The sequence below is a fragment of the Polynucleobacter sp. 15G-AUS-farblos genome (assembly GCF_018882445.1).
Taxonomy (GTDB): Bacteria; Pseudomonadota; Gammaproteobacteria; order Burkholderiales; family Burkholderiaceae; genus Polynucleobacter.
On record NZ_JACVOM010000001.1, the window covers coordinates 215,741 to 236,011 of the forward strand.

20 protein-coding genes are annotated in these 20,271 nt (G+C 45.7%); 12 read left to right on the top strand and 8 right to left on the bottom strand.

The genetic code is table 11. The annotated features are described in order from the left end of the window. The 6 genes from ICN41_RS01080 (at position 1) to ICN41_RS01105 (ending at position 5,974) form a co-directional block, all read left to right on the top strand. Positions 1-1,242: an FAD binding domain-containing protein gene (locus tag ICN41_RS01080; RefSeq protein ID WP_216290965.1), complete on the top strand. Its 1,242-nt coding sequence runs from the start codon at positions 1-3 to the stop codon at positions 1,240-1,242. Positions 1,243-1,317: 75 nt separating this feature from the next. Next, a complete protein-coding gene (locus tag ICN41_RS01085; protein ID WP_216290966.1) occupies positions 1,318-2,553 on the top strand; it encodes an ABC transporter substrate-binding protein in 1,236 nt (411 codons plus the stop codon). Positions 2,554-2,639: 86 nt separating this feature from the next. Next, complete coding sequence (locus tag ICN41_RS01090; protein WP_255537833.1) at positions 2,640-3,524, top strand: branched-chain amino acid ABC transporter permease; 885 nt, start codon at positions 2,640-2,642, stop codon at positions 3,522-3,524. A gap of 14 nt (positions 3,525-3,538) precedes the next feature. Further along, positions 3,539-4,498 carry a branched-chain amino acid ABC transporter permease gene (locus ICN41_RS01095; protein ID WP_216290967.1) on the top strand — a complete coding sequence of 320 codons (960 nt, stop codon included), beginning with the start codon at positions 3,539-3,541 and terminating at the stop codon, positions 4,496-4,498. Beyond that, the gene (locus ICN41_RS01100) at positions 4,498-5,256 is read left to right on the top strand and encodes an ABC transporter ATP-binding protein (RefSeq protein WP_216290968.1); all 759 of its coding nucleotides are present in this window, start codon (positions 4,498-4,500) and stop codon (positions 5,254-5,256) included. The genes ICN41_RS01095 and ICN41_RS01100 overlap by 1 nt, the downstream gene beginning before the upstream one ends. A gap of 13 nt (positions 5,257-5,269) precedes the next feature. Then, positions 5,270-5,974 carry an ABC transporter ATP-binding protein gene (locus tag ICN41_RS01105; protein WP_216290969.1) on the top strand — a complete coding sequence of 235 codons (705 nt, stop codon included), beginning with the start codon at positions 5,270-5,272 and terminating at the stop codon, positions 5,972-5,974. Here ICN41_RS01105 and ICN41_RS01110 read toward each other — a convergent pair. Both ICN41_RS01110 and ICN41_RS01115 read right to left on the bottom strand, forming a co-directional pair. Beyond that, entirely contained in the window at positions 5,971-6,474 is a 504-nt protein-coding gene (locus ICN41_RS01110) for a YqaA family protein (RefSeq protein WP_216290970.1), read from the bottom strand. The genes ICN41_RS01105 and ICN41_RS01110 overlap by 4 nt on opposite strands. Further along, positions 6,474-7,679 carry a CaiB/BaiF CoA-transferase family protein gene (locus ICN41_RS01115; RefSeq protein WP_216290971.1) on the bottom strand — a complete coding sequence of 402 codons (1,206 nt, stop codon included), beginning with the start codon at positions 7,677-7,679 and terminating at the stop codon, positions 6,474-6,476. The genes ICN41_RS01110 and ICN41_RS01115 overlap by 1 nt, the downstream gene beginning before the upstream one ends. Positions 7,680-7,813: 134 nt before the next feature. Between ICN41_RS01115 and ICN41_RS01120 the strand changes: the two genes are divergently transcribed. Next, complete coding sequence (locus ICN41_RS01120; RefSeq protein WP_216290972.1) at positions 7,814-8,983, top strand: acyl-CoA dehydrogenase family protein; 1,170 nt, start codon at positions 7,814-7,816, stop codon at positions 8,981-8,983. A 9-nt stretch (positions 8,984-8,992) separates the two neighbouring features. Further along, positions 8,993-10,177: a CaiB/BaiF CoA-transferase family protein gene (locus tag ICN41_RS01125; protein WP_216290973.1), complete on the top strand. Its 1,185-nt coding sequence runs from the start codon at positions 8,993-8,995 to the stop codon at positions 10,175-10,177. On the opposite strand, the gene cls is transcribed toward ICN41_RS01125, so the two are convergent. The 3 genes from cls to ICN41_RS01140 are packed head-to-tail and all read right to left on the bottom strand — an operon-like array spanning position 10,174 to position 12,601. Next, entirely contained in the window at positions 10,174-11,652 is a 1,479-nt protein-coding gene (gene cls, locus ICN41_RS01130) for a cardiolipin synthase (protein WP_216290974.1), read from the bottom strand. The two genes, ICN41_RS01125 and cls, sit on opposite strands and share 4 nt — an antisense overlap. Beyond that, on the bottom strand, positions 11,652-12,401 hold the full coding sequence (locus ICN41_RS01135; RefSeq protein ID WP_216290975.1) for an endonuclease/exonuclease/phosphatase family protein: 750 nt from the start codon (positions 12,399-12,401) through the stop codon (positions 11,652-11,654). Before ICN41_RS01135 ends, cls begins: the two co-directional genes overlap by 1 nt. Further along, positions 12,401-12,601 (bottom strand): (2Fe-2S)-binding protein, encoded by a 201-nt coding sequence (locus ICN41_RS01140; RefSeq protein WP_216290976.1) that lies wholly within the window; start codon positions 12,599-12,601, stop codon positions 12,401-12,403. The genes ICN41_RS01135 and ICN41_RS01140 overlap by 1 nt, the downstream gene beginning before the upstream one ends. A gap of 66 nt (positions 12,602-12,667) precedes the next feature. On the opposite strand from ICN41_RS01140, the gene ICN41_RS01145 reads away from it, so the two are divergent. Next, positions 12,668-13,363, top strand: a complete 696-nt coding sequence (locus ICN41_RS01145; protein WP_216290977.1) for an ABC transporter permease — start codon at positions 12,668-12,670, stop codon at positions 13,361-13,363. Beyond that, entirely contained in the window at positions 13,356-14,060 is a 705-nt protein-coding gene (locus ICN41_RS01150) for an ATP-binding cassette domain-containing protein (RefSeq protein WP_216290978.1), read from the top strand. The genes ICN41_RS01145 and ICN41_RS01150 overlap by 8 nt, the downstream gene beginning before the upstream one ends. A gap of 41 nt (positions 14,061-14,101) precedes the next feature. Here ICN41_RS01150 and apbC read toward each other — a convergent pair whose 3' ends face one another. Both apbC and ICN41_RS01160 read right to left on the bottom strand, forming a co-directional pair. After that, positions 14,102-15,190, bottom strand: a complete 1,089-nt coding sequence (apbC, locus tag ICN41_RS01155) for an iron-sulfur cluster carrier protein ApbC (protein ID WP_216290979.1) — start codon at positions 15,188-15,190, stop codon at positions 14,102-14,104. A 178-nt stretch (positions 15,191-15,368) separates the two neighbouring features. Continuing rightward, on the bottom strand, positions 15,369-15,563 hold the full coding sequence (locus tag ICN41_RS01160; RefSeq protein WP_216290980.1) for a heavy-metal-associated domain-containing protein: 195 nt from the start codon (positions 15,561-15,563) through the stop codon (positions 15,369-15,371). A 51-nt stretch (positions 15,564-15,614) separates the two neighbouring features. Between ICN41_RS01160 and ICN41_RS01165 the strand changes: the two genes are divergently transcribed. Further along, positions 15,615-17,891: a cation-translocating P-type ATPase gene (locus ICN41_RS01165; RefSeq protein ID WP_216290981.1), complete on the top strand. Its 2,277-nt coding sequence runs from the start codon at positions 15,615-15,617 to the stop codon at positions 17,889-17,891. A gap of 2 nt (positions 17,892-17,893) precedes the next feature. Here the strand turns inward: ICN41_RS01165 and ICN41_RS01170 are convergent, their stop codons facing one another. Further along, positions 17,894-18,691, bottom strand: a complete 798-nt coding sequence (locus ICN41_RS01170; protein ID WP_216290982.1) for a DUF3047 domain-containing protein — start codon at positions 18,689-18,691, stop codon at positions 17,894-17,896. A gap of 48 nt (positions 18,692-18,739) precedes the next feature. Between ICN41_RS01170 and ICN41_RS01175 the strand changes: the two genes are divergently transcribed. Further along, positions 18,740-20,236, top strand: coding sequence for a glycosyltransferase family 39 protein (locus ICN41_RS01175; protein ID WP_216290983.1), 1,497 nt, complete (start codon positions 18,740-18,742; stop codon positions 20,234-20,236). Positions 20,237-20,271: the final 35 nt, after the last annotated feature.

Sequence of the window (20,271 nt, forward strand, 5' to 3'; positions counted from 1 at the left end):
ATGGCCAAGATCCTCATTGTCGGCGGCTCATTAGGCGGGCTCTTTGCAGCAAATATCTTGCTGCGCCAAGGCCATGATGTCACCTTGCTTGAAAAGGCAACTGGATCTCTAGATGGTCGCGGTGCCGGAATCGTTACTCATGACGCCTTGGCAGATACCCTTCGTCAAGCAGGAGTTGCAGTAGATGACACCCTTGGTGTGCCTGTTACAGAGCGAATTACACTGGATACTGATGGACAAAGCTTGGGCACGATGCAATTGCCTCAAATACTGACATCATGGAGTCGTCTCTATCACATGCTCAAAGAATGTTTTCCTGCGGAGCATTATTTGCAAGGCAAGACTGTTAAATCAGTTAGTCAAACTTCCGATCAAGTAGAAGTCCTTTGCGAAGATGGAAGTCGCTATAACGCTGAACTCTTAATTGCATCAGATGGCATACGTTCTGGCGTAAGAGCACAGGTAGCGCCTCAGATACAGCCAGAATATGCCGGCTATATTGCATGGCGCGGGGTTTGCGATGAAGCCTGCCTTTCGAATTACACCTTAGATACCCTCTTCAATCGTTTTGGATTTTGCCTGCCTAAAGGCGAGCAAATGCTAGGTTACCCTGTGGCTGGAACTGGAAACGATACTCGTCCAGGCAAGCGCCGCTATAACTTTGTTTGGTATCGTCCCGCCTCAGAAAACGAAGAGCTCGTTAATTTACTAACGGATGATGATGGACGCCACTACCCTACTGGCATCCCTCCATTAAAAGTGTCCTGGAAACATATTGCCAAGATGCGAACAATTGCACGCGATATATTGGCACCACAATACGCAGAAATCCTTGAAAAAACAGCAGCTCCTTTCTTGCAGGCAATTTACGATGTGCGCTCAGAAGAAATTGTATTTGGACGCATTGCCCTCATGGGGGATGCCGCCTTTGTTGGCAGACCGCATGTCGGGATGGGTGTAACCAAGGCCGGAGATGAGGCCGTTGTTATTGCCAAACATATTGCCAAGCTAGGGGCTACTCCAGCGTCTTTAAACGCATACCGGGATGAGCGCCTAAAACTGGGCCAACAAGTCGTTGCAAGAGCGCAGTATTTAGGGCGCTACATGCAAGCACAGGGCAGCAAAGGGGTTCCAAACAGCGAAAACCTGAAGAGAAATGCCGATACCGTGATGGCTGAAACAGCTATTGATATCAGCGAATTATTAGCCCAAGGGAAAGCAGTGCCTGAATCTACGCATTGATTGGTGCATTCAGTTAAGATTTATGCAATAAAAAGTATTCTTATTTAAACAAAGTTTTATATGGAGGAGACAACCATGAAACAAAAAGTAACGAATCAAACTAGAAGAAAAGTACTCATCGGCGGTGCAGCAGTTGCAAGCACTCCGCTTTGGTTAAACGCCGCCAATGCTCAGGCTGACACAATTAAGATCGGCTTTCCAGTGCCCCTAACAGGGCCCTTCTCTGCTGAGGCTCAAGACCAGGTCAAGGCTGCAGAACTAGCTATCAAGGAATTTAATGATGCTGGCGGCTTTAATGGCCGTAAAGCAGAGCTCTTGGTACGTGACGACAAATTAAATCCAGGCGAAGCTGCAACTCGCACACTCGAGTTAATTGAGAAAGATAAAGTCAACTACGTCGTTGGCTCACTGTCTGCTGCAACTCAACTCTCCATTAATGCTGTTTGCAAAGAACGTAAGATTCTCTTTAACTCCATTAGCCAATCCGATGCCATTAATGAAGTGAAAGACTGGAGTGTTTACACATTCCATGAGGCATTAAATCCAACCATGACAGCAGGCGCACTAGCACGCTACTCTATTCCACGCTTTGGTAAAAAGATTGTGTTCTTAACAGCCGACTATGCCTACGGCCATGAAATGGTTCGCGCTTTTGAACGCGCTGGTAAGGAAATGGGAGCGACAACCCTGGCGGATATTCGTCATCCATTGGGCGCTTCCGACTATTCAGCATTCTTGCCACGTATCAAAGCCTTGAACCCAGATATTTTGGTGCTTTGTAACTTTGGTCGCGATCTGGTGAATTCCGCAAAACAATGTACTGACTTTGGCTTGAAGTCGAGCATCAAGATTGTGACGCCTGTTTTGCTTTATACCGCGCGTCTTGCTGGTGGGCCAGAGGCTTTTGAAGGCATCATCGGCGGCACTTCTTATTACTGGGGTCTGGAAGATCGCATTCCAACAGCGAAGACATTTAACGATGCATTCCGCAAAATGTATAACGGCTCAGTACCCTCCGATTACGGTGCATTAGGTTATGCCGGCGTCAAGAGTGTTCTTGCTTCCGTCAAAATTGCTAAGTCGACTGAAACGAACAAAGTGATTGCCGCGATGGAAAACCTCAAATACGATTGGTACAAAGGTCCTGAGTACTATCGCAAGTGCGACCATCAAGCAGTTCAGACCGTCATCATCGTGGAATCTAAATCAAAGAATATGAAAGACAAGTATGACGTCTTCAATATTTTGACGATTGAACCCACTACAGAAAAGAACATGCGTTCTTGCGCAGAATTGGGCCATAAAGCCTAAAGCCAACACTTCAGGGTACTCATCTGAATACCCTGAACTACTCCCCCTGATTCGATTGAATCAAGGGGAGTTTTTTTGAGTACATTATGACCGGTCTGACATTCGAACTTTTATGCATGCAACTACTGACAGGCATAGCCCTAGGTAGCATATATGCACTTCTAGCATTAGGTTTATGCCTCATCTTTGGCATGCTTAACGTAGTGAACTTTGCCCACGGTGCCTTCTTTATGGTGGGTGCTTTTTTAGGGGTCTATTTTTTAGGAGTAACTGGAAATTTTTGGTTCAGCCTAATACTGACTCCGATCATTACCGGATGCTTAGGATTAGTTACTGAGCGCTTTCTGGTCAGACCGCTTTATGGTCGAGGCCTAGACTACCCGCTACTACTGACCTTTGGCCTTTCTTACGTCTTAATCGAAGTAATGCGCGTCACCTTTGGCATTGAAGGCCTCCCCTCTGTTACTCCAGAAGGTTTAGGTGGCACTGTCAATGTAGGAATTGGTTATTTCCCTAAATATCGTTTATTTCTCATCGCCGCAACAGCTGTGATTATTTTGGGTGTTTGGTTCTTGATTCAAAAGACCCGTTACGGTTTGATTATTAAGGCAGGTGCAGCCGACCAAGAAATCGTCAAAGTACTAGGGGTCGATATTGCAAAAGTATGGCTATTAGTCTTTGGCCTTGGTTGTGCTATCGCTGGCTTGTCTGGAATTTTGGCATCCCCCACTCGTTCTGTAAATCCAGAAATGGGTATTCCTATTTTGGCCGAATCTTTTGTAGTAACAGTTGTAGGTGGCATGGGATCACCAGTCGGCGCAGTCATTGCCGGTCTGCTGGTGGGTATTGTGTACAGCATGACCTCCCTCTTTTTCCCCGACCTCGCAGAGCTCTCTATTTTTATCTTTATGGCTGTGGTACTGCTAATTCGTCCACAAGGTTTATTTGGTAAAGCGGGGGCGATGGGCTAAGGCCGCGTATCTACATGAATACTTACTTTCAACTCATTGCACGCCATCGCGTATTAGCGAGCACACTATTTTTGGCAATCTTTCCGTTCATCATGCCCTACGAGGCATTAGCGATCAATATTTTGATATTTGGTCTATTCGCCATGGGCTTCAATTTGCTATTTGGTTACATGGGCCTACTTTCGTTTGGTCACGCTGCCTTTTTAGGAATAGGTAGCTATCTAGCAGGTATTAGCATCGTGCATTACGGACTTCCGTGGGGTGCAGCCATCATCATAGGCGTCATTGGAGCTGCTATCGGCGGCTTGATCATGGGCTTCTTAGCCATTCGGACTCGCGGTATTTATTTTTCAATGGTCACCCTCGCCCTGGGTCAAATTATGTATTACATTTTTTACAAGGCTGAGAGTTTGACAGGCGGAGAAAATGGCTTAAGAGGTGTTCGAGTAGACACCTTCAATATCCTAGGCATCCCAGTAGACTTTTTAAATCCACTAGTGAAGTACTACATCATTCTCTTTTTTGTAGTGATTGCCATTTGGTTTATTTCACGAATTCTCAACTCCCCTCTTGGTGCGGTGATGGAAGCAATTCGGGAAAATGAAAAACGTGCTTCTGCATGTGGCTTTGATGTAGCACGTACCAAATTGCTCGTCTTTGTCCTATCAGCAGCCATTTGCGGTTTAGCAGGCACCTTGCGTGCCTTGCACCTTTCTATTGTTCCCATTGACTCATTGCATTATTTGCAATCAGGACAGGCCATTATGATGAGCATCCTGGGTGGCATGGGTACCTTCTTTGGCCCCTTTGTTGGTGCAGCTGTCATGCTGTACCTTGAAGATATCGTAACCACTTTCACGAAGCACTGGATGGCAGTGATTGGCGTCGTGTTTATGTTCTTTGTGCTGTTCTTCCCTAAGGGTATTTGGGGAACTATTTTAAGTAAGCTTCAAATTGCGCAGGATACAAAATAATGAATAGCGCTCATAACAACACCCCCATTCTTGAGGCGCGCAAGGTCAGCAAAAGCTTCGGCAAGTTCAAGGCTCTGCAAAACGTATCGACCAGTTTTATGCCAGGCACACTTACCGCCATTATTGGCCCAAATGGTGCCGGCAAAAGCACTTTCTTTAATGTGTTGAGCGGCGCATTTCCTCCCACTAGCGGTGAAATTCTTTTTAATGGCAAAGATATTACCGGCATGCAGCAACATGAATTTGCCCGCATTGGAATCTCTAAAAGCTTTCAGATTACGAATGTGTTTAAGCAACTCACCGTTCACGAGAATGTTCGTGTAGCTGCCCAGATGGAAACGGCCCGCTATAACTTCTTACGTAATGCCCAAAGTTATCCCCAGCCCATCGAGATTGCAGATGAACTGCTCCGGCGAGTCAATATGGAGCATCTTCGCAATAAAAAGACAGGTGATTTAGCACATGGCCAACAAAGAGCCCTTGAGATTGCGATGGCCTTGGCCTGCAATCCAAGCCTACTTCTATTGGATGAACCCACTGCTGGTATGTCTCCCGAAGAAACCTTAGTCATGATGGATCTGATTCGTACCCTGGCTAATGAACGCACAGTCATTTTGGTAGAACACAAAATGAAGCTCATTATGGGTTTATGTAAACGCATCATCGTTCTGCACCATGGTGAGTTTTTAGCTGAAGGCACGCCTGAGGATATTCAAAATAATGCTGAAGTACGTCGCGTGTATCTTGGTCAAGGTTAATTGAAAGAAATCTATGTTGCGTATTGAAAATTTAAACGCCTGGTATGACCGGAGCCATGTATTACAAGGTGTTTCTCTAGAGGTAAATAAAGGAGAAATCGTAACCTTGATGGGTCGTAATGGTGCAGGTAAAACCACCACCCTTCGCTCGCTGATGGGGCTGCTATCAAAGCGTCAAGGTTCTGCTTCAATCGATGGCACATCATTCTTAGATATGCCTGCACATTCGCGCTTTCACCTAGGCTTAGCGTATGTCCCAGAAGATCGACGCATCGTTCCAGGCTTAACCGTAAAAGAAAATCTTGAGCTAGGGGTAATCGCTCAAAAAAATCGTGGCGATATGAATGTGCTAGTAGATGAGATTGCTGAAACCTTCCCGCGACTCAAAGAGCGATTAAATCAGGATGGCACTTCAATGTCGGGTGGCGAGCAACAGATGCTTGCGATTGCAAGGGCAATGATTGGCAAACCGAAAGTCATTCTGCTAGATGAACCCTCCGAGGGAATCATGCCTGTTCTTGTTGAAGAAATGTTTGAACTCTTTGCTAAATTAAAGCAAAAGGGTTTAACGATTCTTTTGGTAGAACAAAATGTACAGCAAGCTCTCAAGATTTCAGATAGAGCTTACATATTGGATCAAGGAGAAATCGTATTTCAAGATACAGCGCAAAATCTCCTCAACAACGATGAGATTCAACAAAAATATTGTGCTGTTTAGATAATACGAAGCCAATGTCCTAATTGATGCCAAAAGCTTTCGGGGACCAAGGTTAACAACCAAGTCATCGTGAGATAGCGCAATAATTTTCCGAAGAACATGTAGATTAAACATGGTGCCCAGGCTAGGCGTAACCAGCCTGCGGCAAAACAGAGGGGATCTCCAAAGCCGGGTAACCATGAAAGCAGCAGCATTTTAGGGCCCCGCGCTTCCAACCAAGCCTGCATACGACTATGGGTAGGGCCCTTAAGCGATTCAAAACTATTACGGCTAATAATGCCAAGCCACCAATCCAGCATTCCGCCGCAGGTATTACCAATGGTAGCTATCAAGATTGCAATCCAATACAGGTGAGGATTGATTGTTATATAGCCAAATAGAATTGGTTCTGAGCCAATCGGAATGAGCGTTGCAGAAATAAAGGCGCTGATAAATACTGCTGGCAAACCTACAGAGGGCAATCCAAACCAGGCAAAAAAATGCCCGAATATTTGCTCCATTAAGCGAGCACTCCTGATTTTTTTAAGAGCGTGATTTGTTCTTCAGTGAGGCCAGCCTCTTGCAGCACTTTATTTGTATGCTCCCCCAAAGTGGGTGCACGATAGCGAATCGCCCCAGGATTTTGGGAGAGCTTGGGAATGATTCCGGGCACTTGTACTTTGAGACCATCTGCACCTTCAATGGTTTCAATCACTCCACGCGCATGATAATGAGGATCTTCAGCAATATCTTTAGCGGTATAGATTTTTCCAGATGGCACTTGAGCGATCACAAGCGCTTTCAGAACTTCATCAATCGACAAGCTACCAGTCCATGCATTAATGGCAGCATCAATTTCTTCCACACGCTTTGCGCGGCCATCATTGCGCTCGAGATCAGGATCCTCACCCAAATCTGTTCTTCCAATTAATGTCATTAAACGCTTATAAATAGAGTCGCCATTACCTGCAATCAAGACATATTCACCGTTTTTGCAGCGATAAGCATTTGACGGTGCAATCCCAGGCAATGCACCTCCTGCTGGTTGACGTATTGCGCCAAATGCAGAGTACTCTGGCAACAAACTCTCTGTCAGATTGAAGACTGCTTCATACAAAGCAACATCAATCATTTGACCTTCTCCGCCTCGGGCATCGCGCTCATATAAAGCCAACAATACGCCAAGGGCCCCATGAAGTCCTGCAATCGTATCTCCCAGTGACACCCCTGCTCTTACGGGTATCTGATTAGGGTGCCCGGTGATATGACGTAGGCCAGCCATAGCTTCACCAATCGCTGCAAACCCTGGCTCATCACGTCTCGGCCCATCTTGTCCATAACCAGAGATACGCAACATAATCATCTTCGGATTTGCTTGATGCAACTCTTCCCAGCCTAAGCCCCATTTTTCTAAGGTGCCAGGTCTAAAATTTTCGATCACGACATCCGCCTCAAGCGCTAACTGACGCGCAATATCTTGACCTTCCTTCACGCGGAGGTCCAAACAGACAGACTGCTTATTACGAGACTGGGCCTGCCACCATACCGAGGTGCCCATATGTAGCATGCGCCACTTACGTAGAGGGTCACCATCTTTTGGTGATTCAACTTTAATGACTTCAGCCCCAAAATCGGCCAGTGTTTTAGAGGCAAATGGTCCAGCAATCAGCTGTCCCAGCTCCAATACTTTGATTCCTGCAAGAATCTGGTGGTGATTTTTTTCCATGGTCTAGCTAATATCCTTAAAGAATATTTGAGGGGATTTTCCGCTTCTTTTCACTATTTTCACGGATTTTCAAATCTTGCTTAAACTATTGCCTATATAAGAAAACAACTATAAACCTACTATCTGAGACAACGATGAATCACCCAATCCCTAAGGAAGACCAATTCCAAGATATGCGCGAAGCGCTGCGCGACCTTTGTAATCGATATGACTCTGCTTATTGGCAAAAAATTGACCATGAGCGCGGCTATCCAGAGGCCTTCGTAACGGCAATGACTGAGGCTGGGTGGCTGGCAGCACTGATTCCAGAGGAATATGGTGGCTCTGGCTTAGGCCTGGCCGAGGCCTCCGTCATCATGGAAGAAATCAACTTTTCAGGCGGTAACTCAGGCTCATGCCATGGGCAGATGTACAACATGGGCACTCTATTGCGTCACGGGTCAGATATTCAAAAGAAAATGTATTTACCTAAAATTGCTACCGGTGAATTACGCCTGCAAAGTATGGCAGTCACAGAACCGACAACCGGCACCGATACCACTAAGCTCAAAACGACTGCCGTGAAAAAGGGTGATAAATATATTATCAATGGTCAAAAGGTATGGATTTCTCGCATTCAACATTCAGACCTCATGATTTTGTTGGCGCGCACCACACCATTAAGTGAAGTGAAGCGTAAATCCGAAGGTATGTCGATTTTTATCGTTAACCTTAAAGATGCCATTGGCCATGGCATGGAAGTAAGACCTATTGCCAATATGGTGAATCATGAAACCAATGAGGTCTTCTTTGACAATCTTGAAATCCCTGCCGAGAATCTCATCGGCGAAGAGGGTCAAGGATTTAAATATATTTTGGATGGCTTAAATGCTGAACGCGTATTGATTGCAGCCGAATGTATTGGGGATGCCTATTGGTTCATTGATCGTGCCCGACGTTATGCAAATGACCGTGTCGTGTTTGATCGCCCTATTGGTAAAAATCAAGGCATTCAATTTCCTATCGCGGATAGTTATATTGAAACTGAAGCAGCAAATTTAATGCGCTTTAGGGCATGTGAACTATTTGATAATCAGCAGCCCTGCGGTCCAGAAGCAAATATGTCGAAATATTTAGCAGCGAAAGCATCTTGGGAGGCAGCCAATGTTTGTCTGCAGACCCATGGTGGCTTTGGGTTTGCTAATGAGTATGACGTAGAGCGCAAATTTAGAGAAACCCGCTTGTATCAAGTGGCTCCTATCTCTACCAACCTCATTTACTCTTATGTTGCCGAGCATATTCTTGGTCTACCTAGGTCTTTTTGATTGCCCCCTATGAGCATTCGCCCTTTAGATGGAATTACTGTTGTCGCACTTGAGCATGTAATTGCAGCACCATTTTGTACCCGTCAGTTAGCCGACTTGGGCGCCCGTATCATTAAAATTGAGCGTCCTGGAGGCGGTGACTTTGCCAGAGGATATGACACACAAGTAGATGGGCTCTCTTCTCACTTTGTTTGGGTCAATCGCTCTAAAGAAAGTTTGACTCTCGATCTCAAACAAGATTCAGCGATCGCAGTATTAAAGCAACTATTAAAGACTGCGGATGTCTTTATTCAAAATTTGGCCCCAGGTGCAGCAGCGCGTATGGGTCTGACAGCCGAGGCTTTACAAAAAGACAACCCTGGTTTGATTCTCTGCGCGATCTCGGGCTATGGCAATGATGGCCCTTATCGTGACAAAAAAGCCTATGACCTTTTAATTCAGAGTGAAGCAGGCTTTCTATCGATTACAGGCACCCCTGAAACACCAAGTAAAGCTGGCAACTCGATTGCCGATATTGCTGCAGGCATGTATGCCTATACCAACATACTGGCTGCGCTATTACAAAGAGGTAAAACAGGCAAAGGCACAGTCATTGATATTTCCATGCTGGAAGCCTTGAGTGAGTGGATGAGCTTCCCCATGTACTACGCCTACAAAGGTGCTAACCCACCCTCCAGAAATGGCGCATCGCATGCCACGATTTATCCATACGGCCCCTTTGTGGCAGGTGACGGCAAAACGGTGATGTTGGGTCTTCAAAACGAACGTGAGTGGGTGCAATTCTGTGAGATCGTTCTCGAAAACACAGCGCTTGCTAAGGATGAGCGTTTTGATAAAAATTTCAAACGTAATGAAAAGCGTGGGGAGTTACTAGAGATTATTAACTCCTGTTTTGCTAAGCTCACCTCTGAGCAACTGATTGCACGATTAGAAAAAGCGCAGATCGCTAACGCTCATCTGAATGACATGGAAGGCTTGTGGAAACACGAGCAGTTGAAGGCGCGCAAGCGCTGGACGGAAGTTGGTACTCCGAATGGTCAGATTGCTGCCCTACTACCGCCTGGACTCAACGATACTTATGAATATCGGATGGATCCCATTCCATCTGTCGGTCAACATACCGATGCCATCCTGAAAGAGCTTGGCTTAGCTGAATCTGAAATCGGCAGCATGCGCGCCAGTGGAGCGATTTAGAGCAGCGGCGATGTCAGGTGGGCTGCATTCTCTAAATAGTGTTGCCATTTAGGACGCTTTGCCCATGCCTTAGGATCTACAAAGTTGGATTGGGCAATGTAAGATTCCACTAGTTTTTCAAGGCCGGCACAAAATACTTCGTCATATACGATCAAACTAATTTCAAAGTTGAGACGTAAGCTACGCTGATCAAAATTTACTGAACCAAAGATGGCTGCCTTTTGATCGACTAGCAAGCTCTTGGTATGCAGAAGGCCACCATGAAACTCAGCAATACACACACCTGAATTCAAAAGATCTGCGTAATAACTTCTACTACTCCAGGCAACCAGTTTTGAATCGTTTAATTTAGGCACAATTAAAGTGACCTTCACTCCACGTCTAGCAGTCGCCATGAGCGCCTGCATTAGTCCATCATCCGGGCCAAAGTAAGGAGTAGTGATTGTCAACTCTTCTTCTGCATCAATAATCGCCGACAACATCACTTGATACAAAATATCGTCACGATATACGGGGCCTGATGCAAGCTCCTGTGCAATGACTCCACCCTCATGAGGCGCTTTTCGAGGCTTCTGGTCTCGAAAATGGGTAATACTCGGATTATCAACACTCCAGTCAAAAGCGAATGTCAGCTCAAACTGTGTCGCAATTGGACCCTCAACTCGAACCATGGCATCAACCCACTCACCCACTCCGGAATCTTGCTTAAATGTGCGTGGATCAACCAAATTCATGCTGCCTGTCCATACAACAGCGTTATCAATGATAAATATCTTGCGATGTAAACGTAAATCGGCGCGGCGAAACTGAAAACGCCCAATCTGAATAGGCAAAGCCTCAGTTACTTGTATTCCGGCATTACGAAAACGTGCTGGCCAACGAGATTTAAACCAGGCACTACTACCCAAAGAGTCTAACAATACCTTGCATTCAACACCCCGTTTAGAAGCTGCAATGAGTGCTTCGCCAACTCGATCTGCATCACCGCCTAAGGCCCAAATATAGAATTCAAGATGAAGACTTTCTTTTGCCTGATTAATCTCATCAATGAAGAGCTGCAGTATTTGCAATGAATTGGTATGCAATTCCACCTTATTTCCAGCGACTACAGGTGTACCATTATTTGATTCCGCCAAAAGACTAAATGAGCGAGCTTCGATTGGTAGCTTCAGCCTATCCCCAGCATACATAATCCGCATATCCTCAGTGATCTTTTCATACTCACGATTCATGCGAATAATTTTTCGCGTTAACTTACGACCTACTGGACGCTCACCTATCAATACATAGAGGCTGATTCCGACCACTGGAAATGTCATGACAATAAAGATCCAAGCAAAGGCAACGCCAACTGGTCTTCTTACAGAAATAATGACACCGATAAAATAAGTTACTAGTAAAAAATGAAATAAGAGGAGTCCATTCAATTTCATATCAAAAGTTGAATGTATAAATAGATTTAAAAGGTCATTCATTAAAACTCCAATTCAGCAGAAATCCCAAGATGATCTGAAAGCCCCATCCATTCATGCAAAATTTGTGCAGAATGAATTTTCAAACCTCGTACATAAATGCGATCCATTGCCAAGATAGGCTTCACACTAGGAAATGTTTTGGCAGGCGCGCCGGTCAAGGTTTCGAAAACCTCATTAAATCCAGCAGCACGCATCGGACCACTGACTCGATTGCGCCAATCATTAAAGTCGCCAGCCACAATAGTGGGCCCCTCTTGCGCGAGCTCTGCAATGTAGCGAATAATTTCTTCTAGCTGCCGCTCTCTTCCACGCTCAAATAAAGCCAAGTGCACACAAAAACAATGAATTGGCTTTTGAATACCTTCTAATTGCGTAACGCTGTGTAGGAGCCCTCGGCGCTCAAATCGGTATGCAGAAATATCGTAGTTTTGACCTTTCTGCAAAGGATGCTTAGAAAGAATGGCGTTGCCATGATGTCCGGCAGGATATTCCACATTCTTACCGTAGTGCCAATGGTGCCAAAAATCCTCAGATAAGAAATGGGTTAGCTCCGTTAAGGGCCACTGCCCAAATCGCCGTATCCTGCCTCGATGTTCTTGTTGAAGCTCTTGTAAAAACAAAAGATCCGGATGGTGGCTACGCATATTTTGACGTAGCTGATAAATAGTGGAATGTCGATGTAGTGGAGAAAGTCCTTTGTGGACATTCATGCTCATCACGGTAAAGCGATTGCCTTTTTCCAAACTCATCAAAACTGCCCTGACGCACTTTGACGTCTCACGCGAGCCAAGTAAATCTCCCCTTCAACCAATTCTTGACACTGCATACATTTATTGCAAATGGCAGCCTGTTCACGCAACTCATCAATTGAGTTGATTGGGTTGGCATCCAGATATTCGCGAAGATCTTCGTCAAACACTGAGTTACAGAGGCAAATTACTTCGGCCATAGGTCTAAATTAAGGTTAAATCATTCACAAAGTCCATTTTGCCATCCCCTTGATAGAATCAAGCGCATGTTGAGCACTTTTCAAGAAGCTATTGCCTTACTCACCCATCTGGATGGTGGAGTAATGGGCATTGTGATGGTATCTCTTCAGGTCAGCCTGAGTGCGCTATTTTTTGGCACTGTGTTAGGCCTACCTATTGGAGCCCTTCTGGCAACAGAGGAATTCAAGGGCAAAAAGACCACCATCATTGCTCTTAACACCTTGATGGGGGTACCTACCGTCATTATTGGGGTCCTGGTGTATCTCATGCTATCCCGATCAGGGCCTTTAGGCGCCTGGGGATGGCTTTTTACACCCAAGGGCATGATCGTAGCTCAAACCCTGCTAACAACCCCCTTAATAGCCGCGCTAAGCCGTCAAATCCTAGAGGATTCGTGGCGTATCCATCGCGACTCCTTTTTAAGCTTAAGATTGCCTCCTCTATCTCGCCTGAAATGGCTTATCTGGGACTGCCGTTTCTCCCTCACTATCGCCGTTCTTGCAGGTCTAGCTAGAGCAATCTCCGAGGTGGGTGCCGTCATGATTGTTGGCGGCAATATTGATCGATCCACTCGCACCATGACCACTGCCATTGCCCTCGAAACTAGCAAAGGTGATTTACCTCTGGCTTTAGCCTTGGGTATCGTTTTATTAGGGATTGTGCTTTTAGCCAACCTCTTTATCTTTGTCGTTCGTCAAGTTGCGGAGAAACGCTATGGATAAGTCCATCGAACAATTTGATAAATACATTGAGTTAAAAGATGTCATTGTCAAAAGCAATGGCAGGATCATTCTAAATATTCCTCATGCGATTATCCCGGCCGACAGAATTACGGCCTGCATTGGACCCAATGGCGCAGGTAAAACAACCTTACTAAAAGTTTTAGATGGATTAATCGTTCCAGATTCTGGCTCGGTAAGTTATTCGTTTGATAACAATACCGCCTTGGTGCTGCATCACACACCCATGATTAAAGCCTCTACCAAGACTAATATTGCAATGATTCAAGATGCATACCCTTTAATCACATCAGCTGAGATTGATCTCGTGTTAGAGAGAGTTGGCCTAAGTCAGCTGGCTTCAAGCCCTGCTCAGAAGTTATCTGCCGGCGAGAGACAAAAGCTTTGCCTTGGTCGAGCCATTCTTCAAAAGCCCAATCTAGTTTTGCTAGATGAGCCCACTGCCAATCTTGATCCCAACACTACTGAGCAAGTCGAGAATATTGTGCGTGATCTGGGTGCCGATGGCTCGGATGTTATTTTTTCCTCACATCAATTAGCTCAAGTACAGAGGCTAGCTCAATACATTCTCTTTATTGATCATGGAGAAATAAAAGAGAAAGGACCCGCAGGTCCTTTCTTTGCCGATCCCCAAACAAGCGCTGCTAAATGCTACTTACATCAAGAGCTAGCTGAATAATTCTTGAGCAGATCTTTTTGCACATTGTAGCTTTTACAGGCTTAGGTATTTTGAATCACAATATTAGGGAACTTGCTACTCATATCTTTTGCTAGATTAGCTACACGAATGGCAACTTGTCTAGCGATGTTCTTATAAATGACGCTAATTGCCCCATCAGGGTCAGCAATTACAGTAGGACGTCCAGCATCCGCCTGCTCCCGTATAGATAAATTGAGCGGCAGTGCCCCTAAAAAATCTACGCCATATTCTTTACACATTTTTTCACCACCGCCTGAGCCAAAAATATGTTCTTCATGACCGCATTGAGTACAAACATACGTGCTCATGTTTTCAATAATGCCAATGATGGGCACCCCTACCTTCTCAAACATTTTTAAGCCCTTACGCGCATCGAGCAAGGCAATATCCTGAGGTGTAGTCACAATCACGGATCCAGTCACAGGAACCTTTTGCGATAGGGTTAACTGGATATCACCAGTACCAGGGGGCATATCTACCACCAAGTAATCCAAGTCACGCCAACGTGTTTGACGGAGTAATTGCTCTAGAGCAGAAGTGACCATGGGGCCTCGCCAAACCATGGGCGCGTCTTCCTCAATCAAAAACCCAATCGAACTCGCCTGAAGACCATGGCCTTCCATTGGTTCAATGGTGTTTTCTTCAACTGATTCAGGACGACCCGTAATACCTAACATCATTGGTTGACTTGGACCATAAATATCCGCGTCCAAAATACCTACTTGCGCGCCTTCCGCGGCAAGGGCCAAGGCTAAATTTACTGCTGTAGTTGATTTACCAACCCCACCTTTACCACTGGCTACGGCAATAATATTTTTCACGCCTGGAAGTAATTTCACGCCCCGCTGAACCGCATGAGCAACTATTTGGCTACTGACATTCACGCTGACATTTTTTACGCCGGGCAATTCACGCAATGCATTGATCACAGATTTACGTACGCTATCAAATTGACTCTTGGCGGGATATCCCAAAACAATGTCCAAGGAAATATCGCCATCTTCAACACGTATATTTTTTACGTTTTTAGCTGCCACGTAATCCATTTTGGTATTGGGATCAACCAAAGTTTTTAATGTCTCTTGAACCGCATCAACAGTAACTGCCACTTCATTCTCCTAAGAACAACTTCCCTCTAAGGGAGTTGAATAGTTATTTTGTTAGTTATTTCAAATAATAAGTTAGTAGGTAGATTAAACGCACAAGAGAAACTTTGCTCACAGGGGATTAACAACCCTGCGACTGGATACTTCAAATGCGATATCAATTGAACCAGGGATCAAGGCATTAGGCTAAAACGGGAAATCCAGCATCTGTTATGAGCTGGCTAGCTTGCTCTGGTGACAGCGAGGTCTCTAGATTCACTGTCTGGGTAGCTAAGTCTGCTTGAACCTTAGCCTGAGGATCCTGCGACTGAACTGCCCTAGTAACGGCGTTGATACAACCTCCACAAGTCATTCCAGACACTTTTAGACTCAACATGGCAACCCCTAGATATTGAAATTGTTTCGTATGAAGTAGATTATCTTCTATATGAGCAACCCAATAGATAGCAATTCTGAATTATTTACTCTGGACATAGGCGGTATGACCTGTGCATCCTGCGTGGGGAGAGTTGAGAAAGCGCTTGATAAAGTTCCCGGAATTGAGGCTGCCACCGTCAATTTAGCTACAGAGCAGGCCAGGATACGGCTTAAAGCAGGTAGTGGAACTCGGATTGAGGAGGTGATTGCTCAAGTGCAAAAGACGGGGTACGAGGCTAAATTAAGCCAGCCTCACGGGCCTCAGATTATTTCTAGCAGCAAACAGTTTTGGGGCTCTGATGGCCTCGGTCGCGTTTTACTGGGTTTTGCTTTATCCGCCCCGCTCTTTGTACCCATGTTCCTCATGCCGTTTGGAATTCATTGGGCGCTTTCCCCTAAATGGCAGCTCTTACTTGCTACCCCCGTTCAATTCTTTTTAGGATGGCGGTTTTATAGGGCCGGTTTTAAATCCCTCATGTCTGGGGTTGGCAATATGGATCTCTTAGTGGCCCTGGGAACAAGCGCGGCCTATGGCCTAAGCCTCTATCTCATGTGGAACTCACCACATGCTAGCCATGAACTCTACTTCGAGGGCTCAGCTGTCATCATTTGCATGGTACTGCTTGGCAAGTGGCTTGAGGCGCGAGCTAAACAACAAACCAGCGAAGCCATTCGAGCATTACAAAAACTTTGGCCGGAGCATGCGAAAGTCTTAGATTCTCAAATCACTATCTCAGAAACATCAGCGCTTGATCAATATCGCGACCTTCCTTTAGAACAAGTATTTCCTAAAGATCGTGTATTGGTTTTGCCAGGAGAGCGCATTCCAGTGGATGGCCTGATCTTATTAGGCAAAAGTCATGTAGACGAATCATTACTCACTGGAGAAAGTGAAGCAGTCAAAAAACAAGTTGGGGATTTGCTCATCGGCGGCTCACTCAATGGTGAAGGTGTACTCGTAATCGAAGCACAAGCAGTGGGAGTAGAAAGCGTACTTTCTAAAATCATTTCTCTAGTGGAGGATGCCCAAACTCAAAAAGCACCCATTCAAAAATTAGTTGATCAAGTAAGCGCCATTTTTGTCCCTACTGTCATTCTGATTGCCCTCATTACTGGATTAGTAAATTGGTTTTATTTAGATTCAGCATCTATCGCCATCTTGCGCGCTGTATCGGTATTGGTGATTGCCTGCCCTTGTGCCTTAGGTTTAGCAACACCAGCCGCCATCATGGCAGGCACAGGTGTCGCAGCCCGCTTTGGTATCTTGATCAAAGATCCACAGGTTCTAGAACAAGCCCATCGCCTCAACATTGTGGCCTTTGATAAGACAGGGACTCTGACCCTTGGCAAGCCCAGAATGCTTACGCTCACGCCTTTTGAGGCCGGGATGAATCCTGATGAAATCCTTGCTAGTGCTGCAGGTTTGCAGTTAGGTAGTGAGCACCCTTTGGCGAAGGCTTTATTAGATGCAGCAAAGGACCGGGCAATCACCCCAATTACACCTGCCTCTAGCAAAGCCATAGCTGGCATCGGCATTGAAGGTAGTCCCAGCAGTGGGACTTGGGCAAATCAAAAACTATGCCTTCAAAGCGTTGCTTCCCTTGAAGCTAGTTCGCATATTGCCGCTATTTTAGAAAAGGTGCAGCCTTGTTTCGAAGCAGGTCAAACAGTTTCCGTACTCATGAGAGTTGACCCCTCTCCATTGCCACTCGCTGTATTTGGTTTTGGAGATGAACTTAAAGTAAGTGCTAAAGCAGCTATTAGCACACTTCACAAATTCAATATCCGCGCTGTCATGCTGTCAGGTGACAACCAAGCAGCTGCATCACGCGTTGGAAAACTCCTTGGCGTTGATAAAGTGTTCGCTCAAATTCTGCCTGGCGATAAAGCTCAGATTATTCGTGATCTACAGGAGACTAAAACAGATGGTCGGCGCCATTGGGTGGCGATGGTGGGCGATGGCGTGAATGATGCGCCTGCCTTGGCTGCAGCTGATGTCGGTATGGCAATGTCCACCGGAACTGATGTGGCGATGCAAGCTGCTGGTATTACCCTCATGCGAGGGGATCCTGAACTAGTGGCAGATGCAATTGATATCTCCAAGAAAACTTGGAACAAAATTAGGCAAAATTTATTTTGGGCCTTCGCTTTTAATACAACAGGTATTCCATTGGCAGCGCTTGGATTTCTGTCGCCAATGCTGGCAGGAAGTGCAATGGCTCTCTCAAGTTTTTGCGTACTCAGTAATGCGCTTCTGCTAAAACGTTGGCGCCCTTCTAAAATCTAACTTTACTTTTGGGGTTTACGGATCAATTCAATATCGCCATAGAAGGCTTTCGTTTCTGATTTTGTATTATCAGTGTCTGTCAGCAAGGCAATGCCAATTACCTCTCCAGGTACTTCACCATAAGCGCTCTGATAATCTGCGGCAAGATCACGTTGATGTACATGCCATTGTCCCAATCGATCCCACCCCGAATCAACCACAATCATTTTGATACGAGAAGTATGGGGATTATCTAAAACTGCATTGATCGGGGATTTACCTGACCAGATATACATGAGTGTTGCATAAGGCAATTCTTGACCGCTAATGAGATTGGCCATCTCAAAAGTCATCTTCTCTTTTAGCGTCAGTTTGGATTTATTGCCATCAAAAGCCACCAAAATTCGGAGCGGCGCATCGTCATGAATACGCTCAGTATTATCAGCTGCTGCTATTGGAGAGGTTGCCTTCCATTCCCACTTTAGCCATAAATTTTGTGCTGCTCTCGGCTTTAGCTTCACAGCCAAACCTGAGGCGGAGGTTTTTGAATTCGCACTGAGTACGGTCCTACCTTGATAGTTCTCCAGGCGATAAACCGTATTCTTTTTATTAGGAGCAATTCGATAGAAATGCCAACCACCTGGCATACCTTCGCGAGCGGTCTGGTTAGAAAATCTAGGCAAGTCCTCTTGAGTTGGTACTTGATCCATATTGACTGCCTGACCATACTCATCTTGAATCGAACCACCACCAAAACCCGCACATCCAGTAAGGGCTGCAACTAAAAAAACAAGAGGAAAAAAGGCTCGATTGAGATGCATGAGGCGATTGTCCCAAAGAATTGACTAAGTGAGTCTAAAATCTATTTTATGCGCCATCAATCACCCTCCACCTGGGCCGCAATTAGCATCTGCCTCGCTGCCATGGTGCATTTTGCACTTGGCTTTGCTATCGAATTTTCTGTAGATGAAGCGCACTACGCTTTGTATGCCCAGCATCTTGCGTGGAGTTATTTTGATCATCCTCCTCTCGTAGGCTGGATTCAATGGCCTTTGGTTGCAGTCACCTCTTCCGAGGGCCTCATCCGTATCGTCCCAGAATTCCTCTGGATCATTGCATGCATTCTGGTTTATCAGGTAACGGTTGAGTTGCACCACCTCATACAAAGTCGCAACACGGGCTACCTCACCACAGCATTACCTTCAGCAAACTTATGCGGCTTATTAGCCGTGCTAGCGATCATTGCCGCACCCATGCCGCATGTGCTGGCTATTGGTTTACTGCCAGACACCATCTTGGCGCCACTCAGCCTGGGTATTCTTTGGATGGCATTGCGGTGGTTGCGATCACACACCTTTAGCTTAGGGGAGTGGCTCATCTTAGGCGCCTTACTGGGTCTTGCAGGTCTGAGTAAATACACCGCTGCCTTTACCGCTGTAGCACTATTGTTTGTATTTCTAAGCTTGCCAAAAAAACCATGGCTCACACAGATCGGTTTTTGGTTAGCCGCTTTAGTGGCATTGATCCTGATTAGCCCGGTACTCTATTGGAACTGGACTCATGATTGGATTTCATTTAAATACCAAATTGCCCATGGTGGTGGCGGGGTATGGCTCTGGCGGGGTCTTGGTTTATTTCTTTTACTTCAATTGCTAGTCTTTGGCCCTTTGCTGATTTTGGGTGGCATTCAATTTGTACTGAACTTTATTCGTGCGAGTAAATTTTCTCTTCTCGCCCTATTGGGATTCTTTTTTATTCCCTTTGTCATCTTTGCCAGCCTTTCGGGTGGTGGTGGATTGCCACACTGGACAACACCAGCATGGTTTTGTTTGGCGCCCTTTGCCGGCATTGGTCTTGCAAAAGCTTGGTCATTGGGTCATCGACAACTCATTCGTATTTTATTTCTCACGCAGATCGCTCTATGTTTGATTGGTTTTGCATACGTACTATCTGGTGGTATCCAAACTTCAGCCGTCAAATCGAATCCGATAGCCGATCTATACGGCTGGAAAGCTGCTGGCGCAAAAGCGGCAGAACTGGCGCGAGGTACGAATGCTGATGGAATAGCAGTCCAAAACTGGACTCTGGGCAGCAGAGCGGCTTGGTATTCAAAACCCATCCCCGTATTCGTTTTAGATCAGCGTCAAGATCAATTTGACCTTTGGTTTGGCAAACTCCCTAAGGGTGCAAATCTCGTGCTGGTGAGCTGGTCAGGCATGCCTTTCACAGCGCCTATAGGGCCTAAGCAGGCTTTTGAAGCCTGCCAACCCTTAGATAGCCTAGAAATTAGGCATTTTGGTCAAAATTTATCCAAATTTGACTTTAGTCTTTGCAGCAACTGGCAAGACGGCGGTTTGGCAGACTAATTCACCAAATTCAAGGGCTTATACGCGCTAGGCAT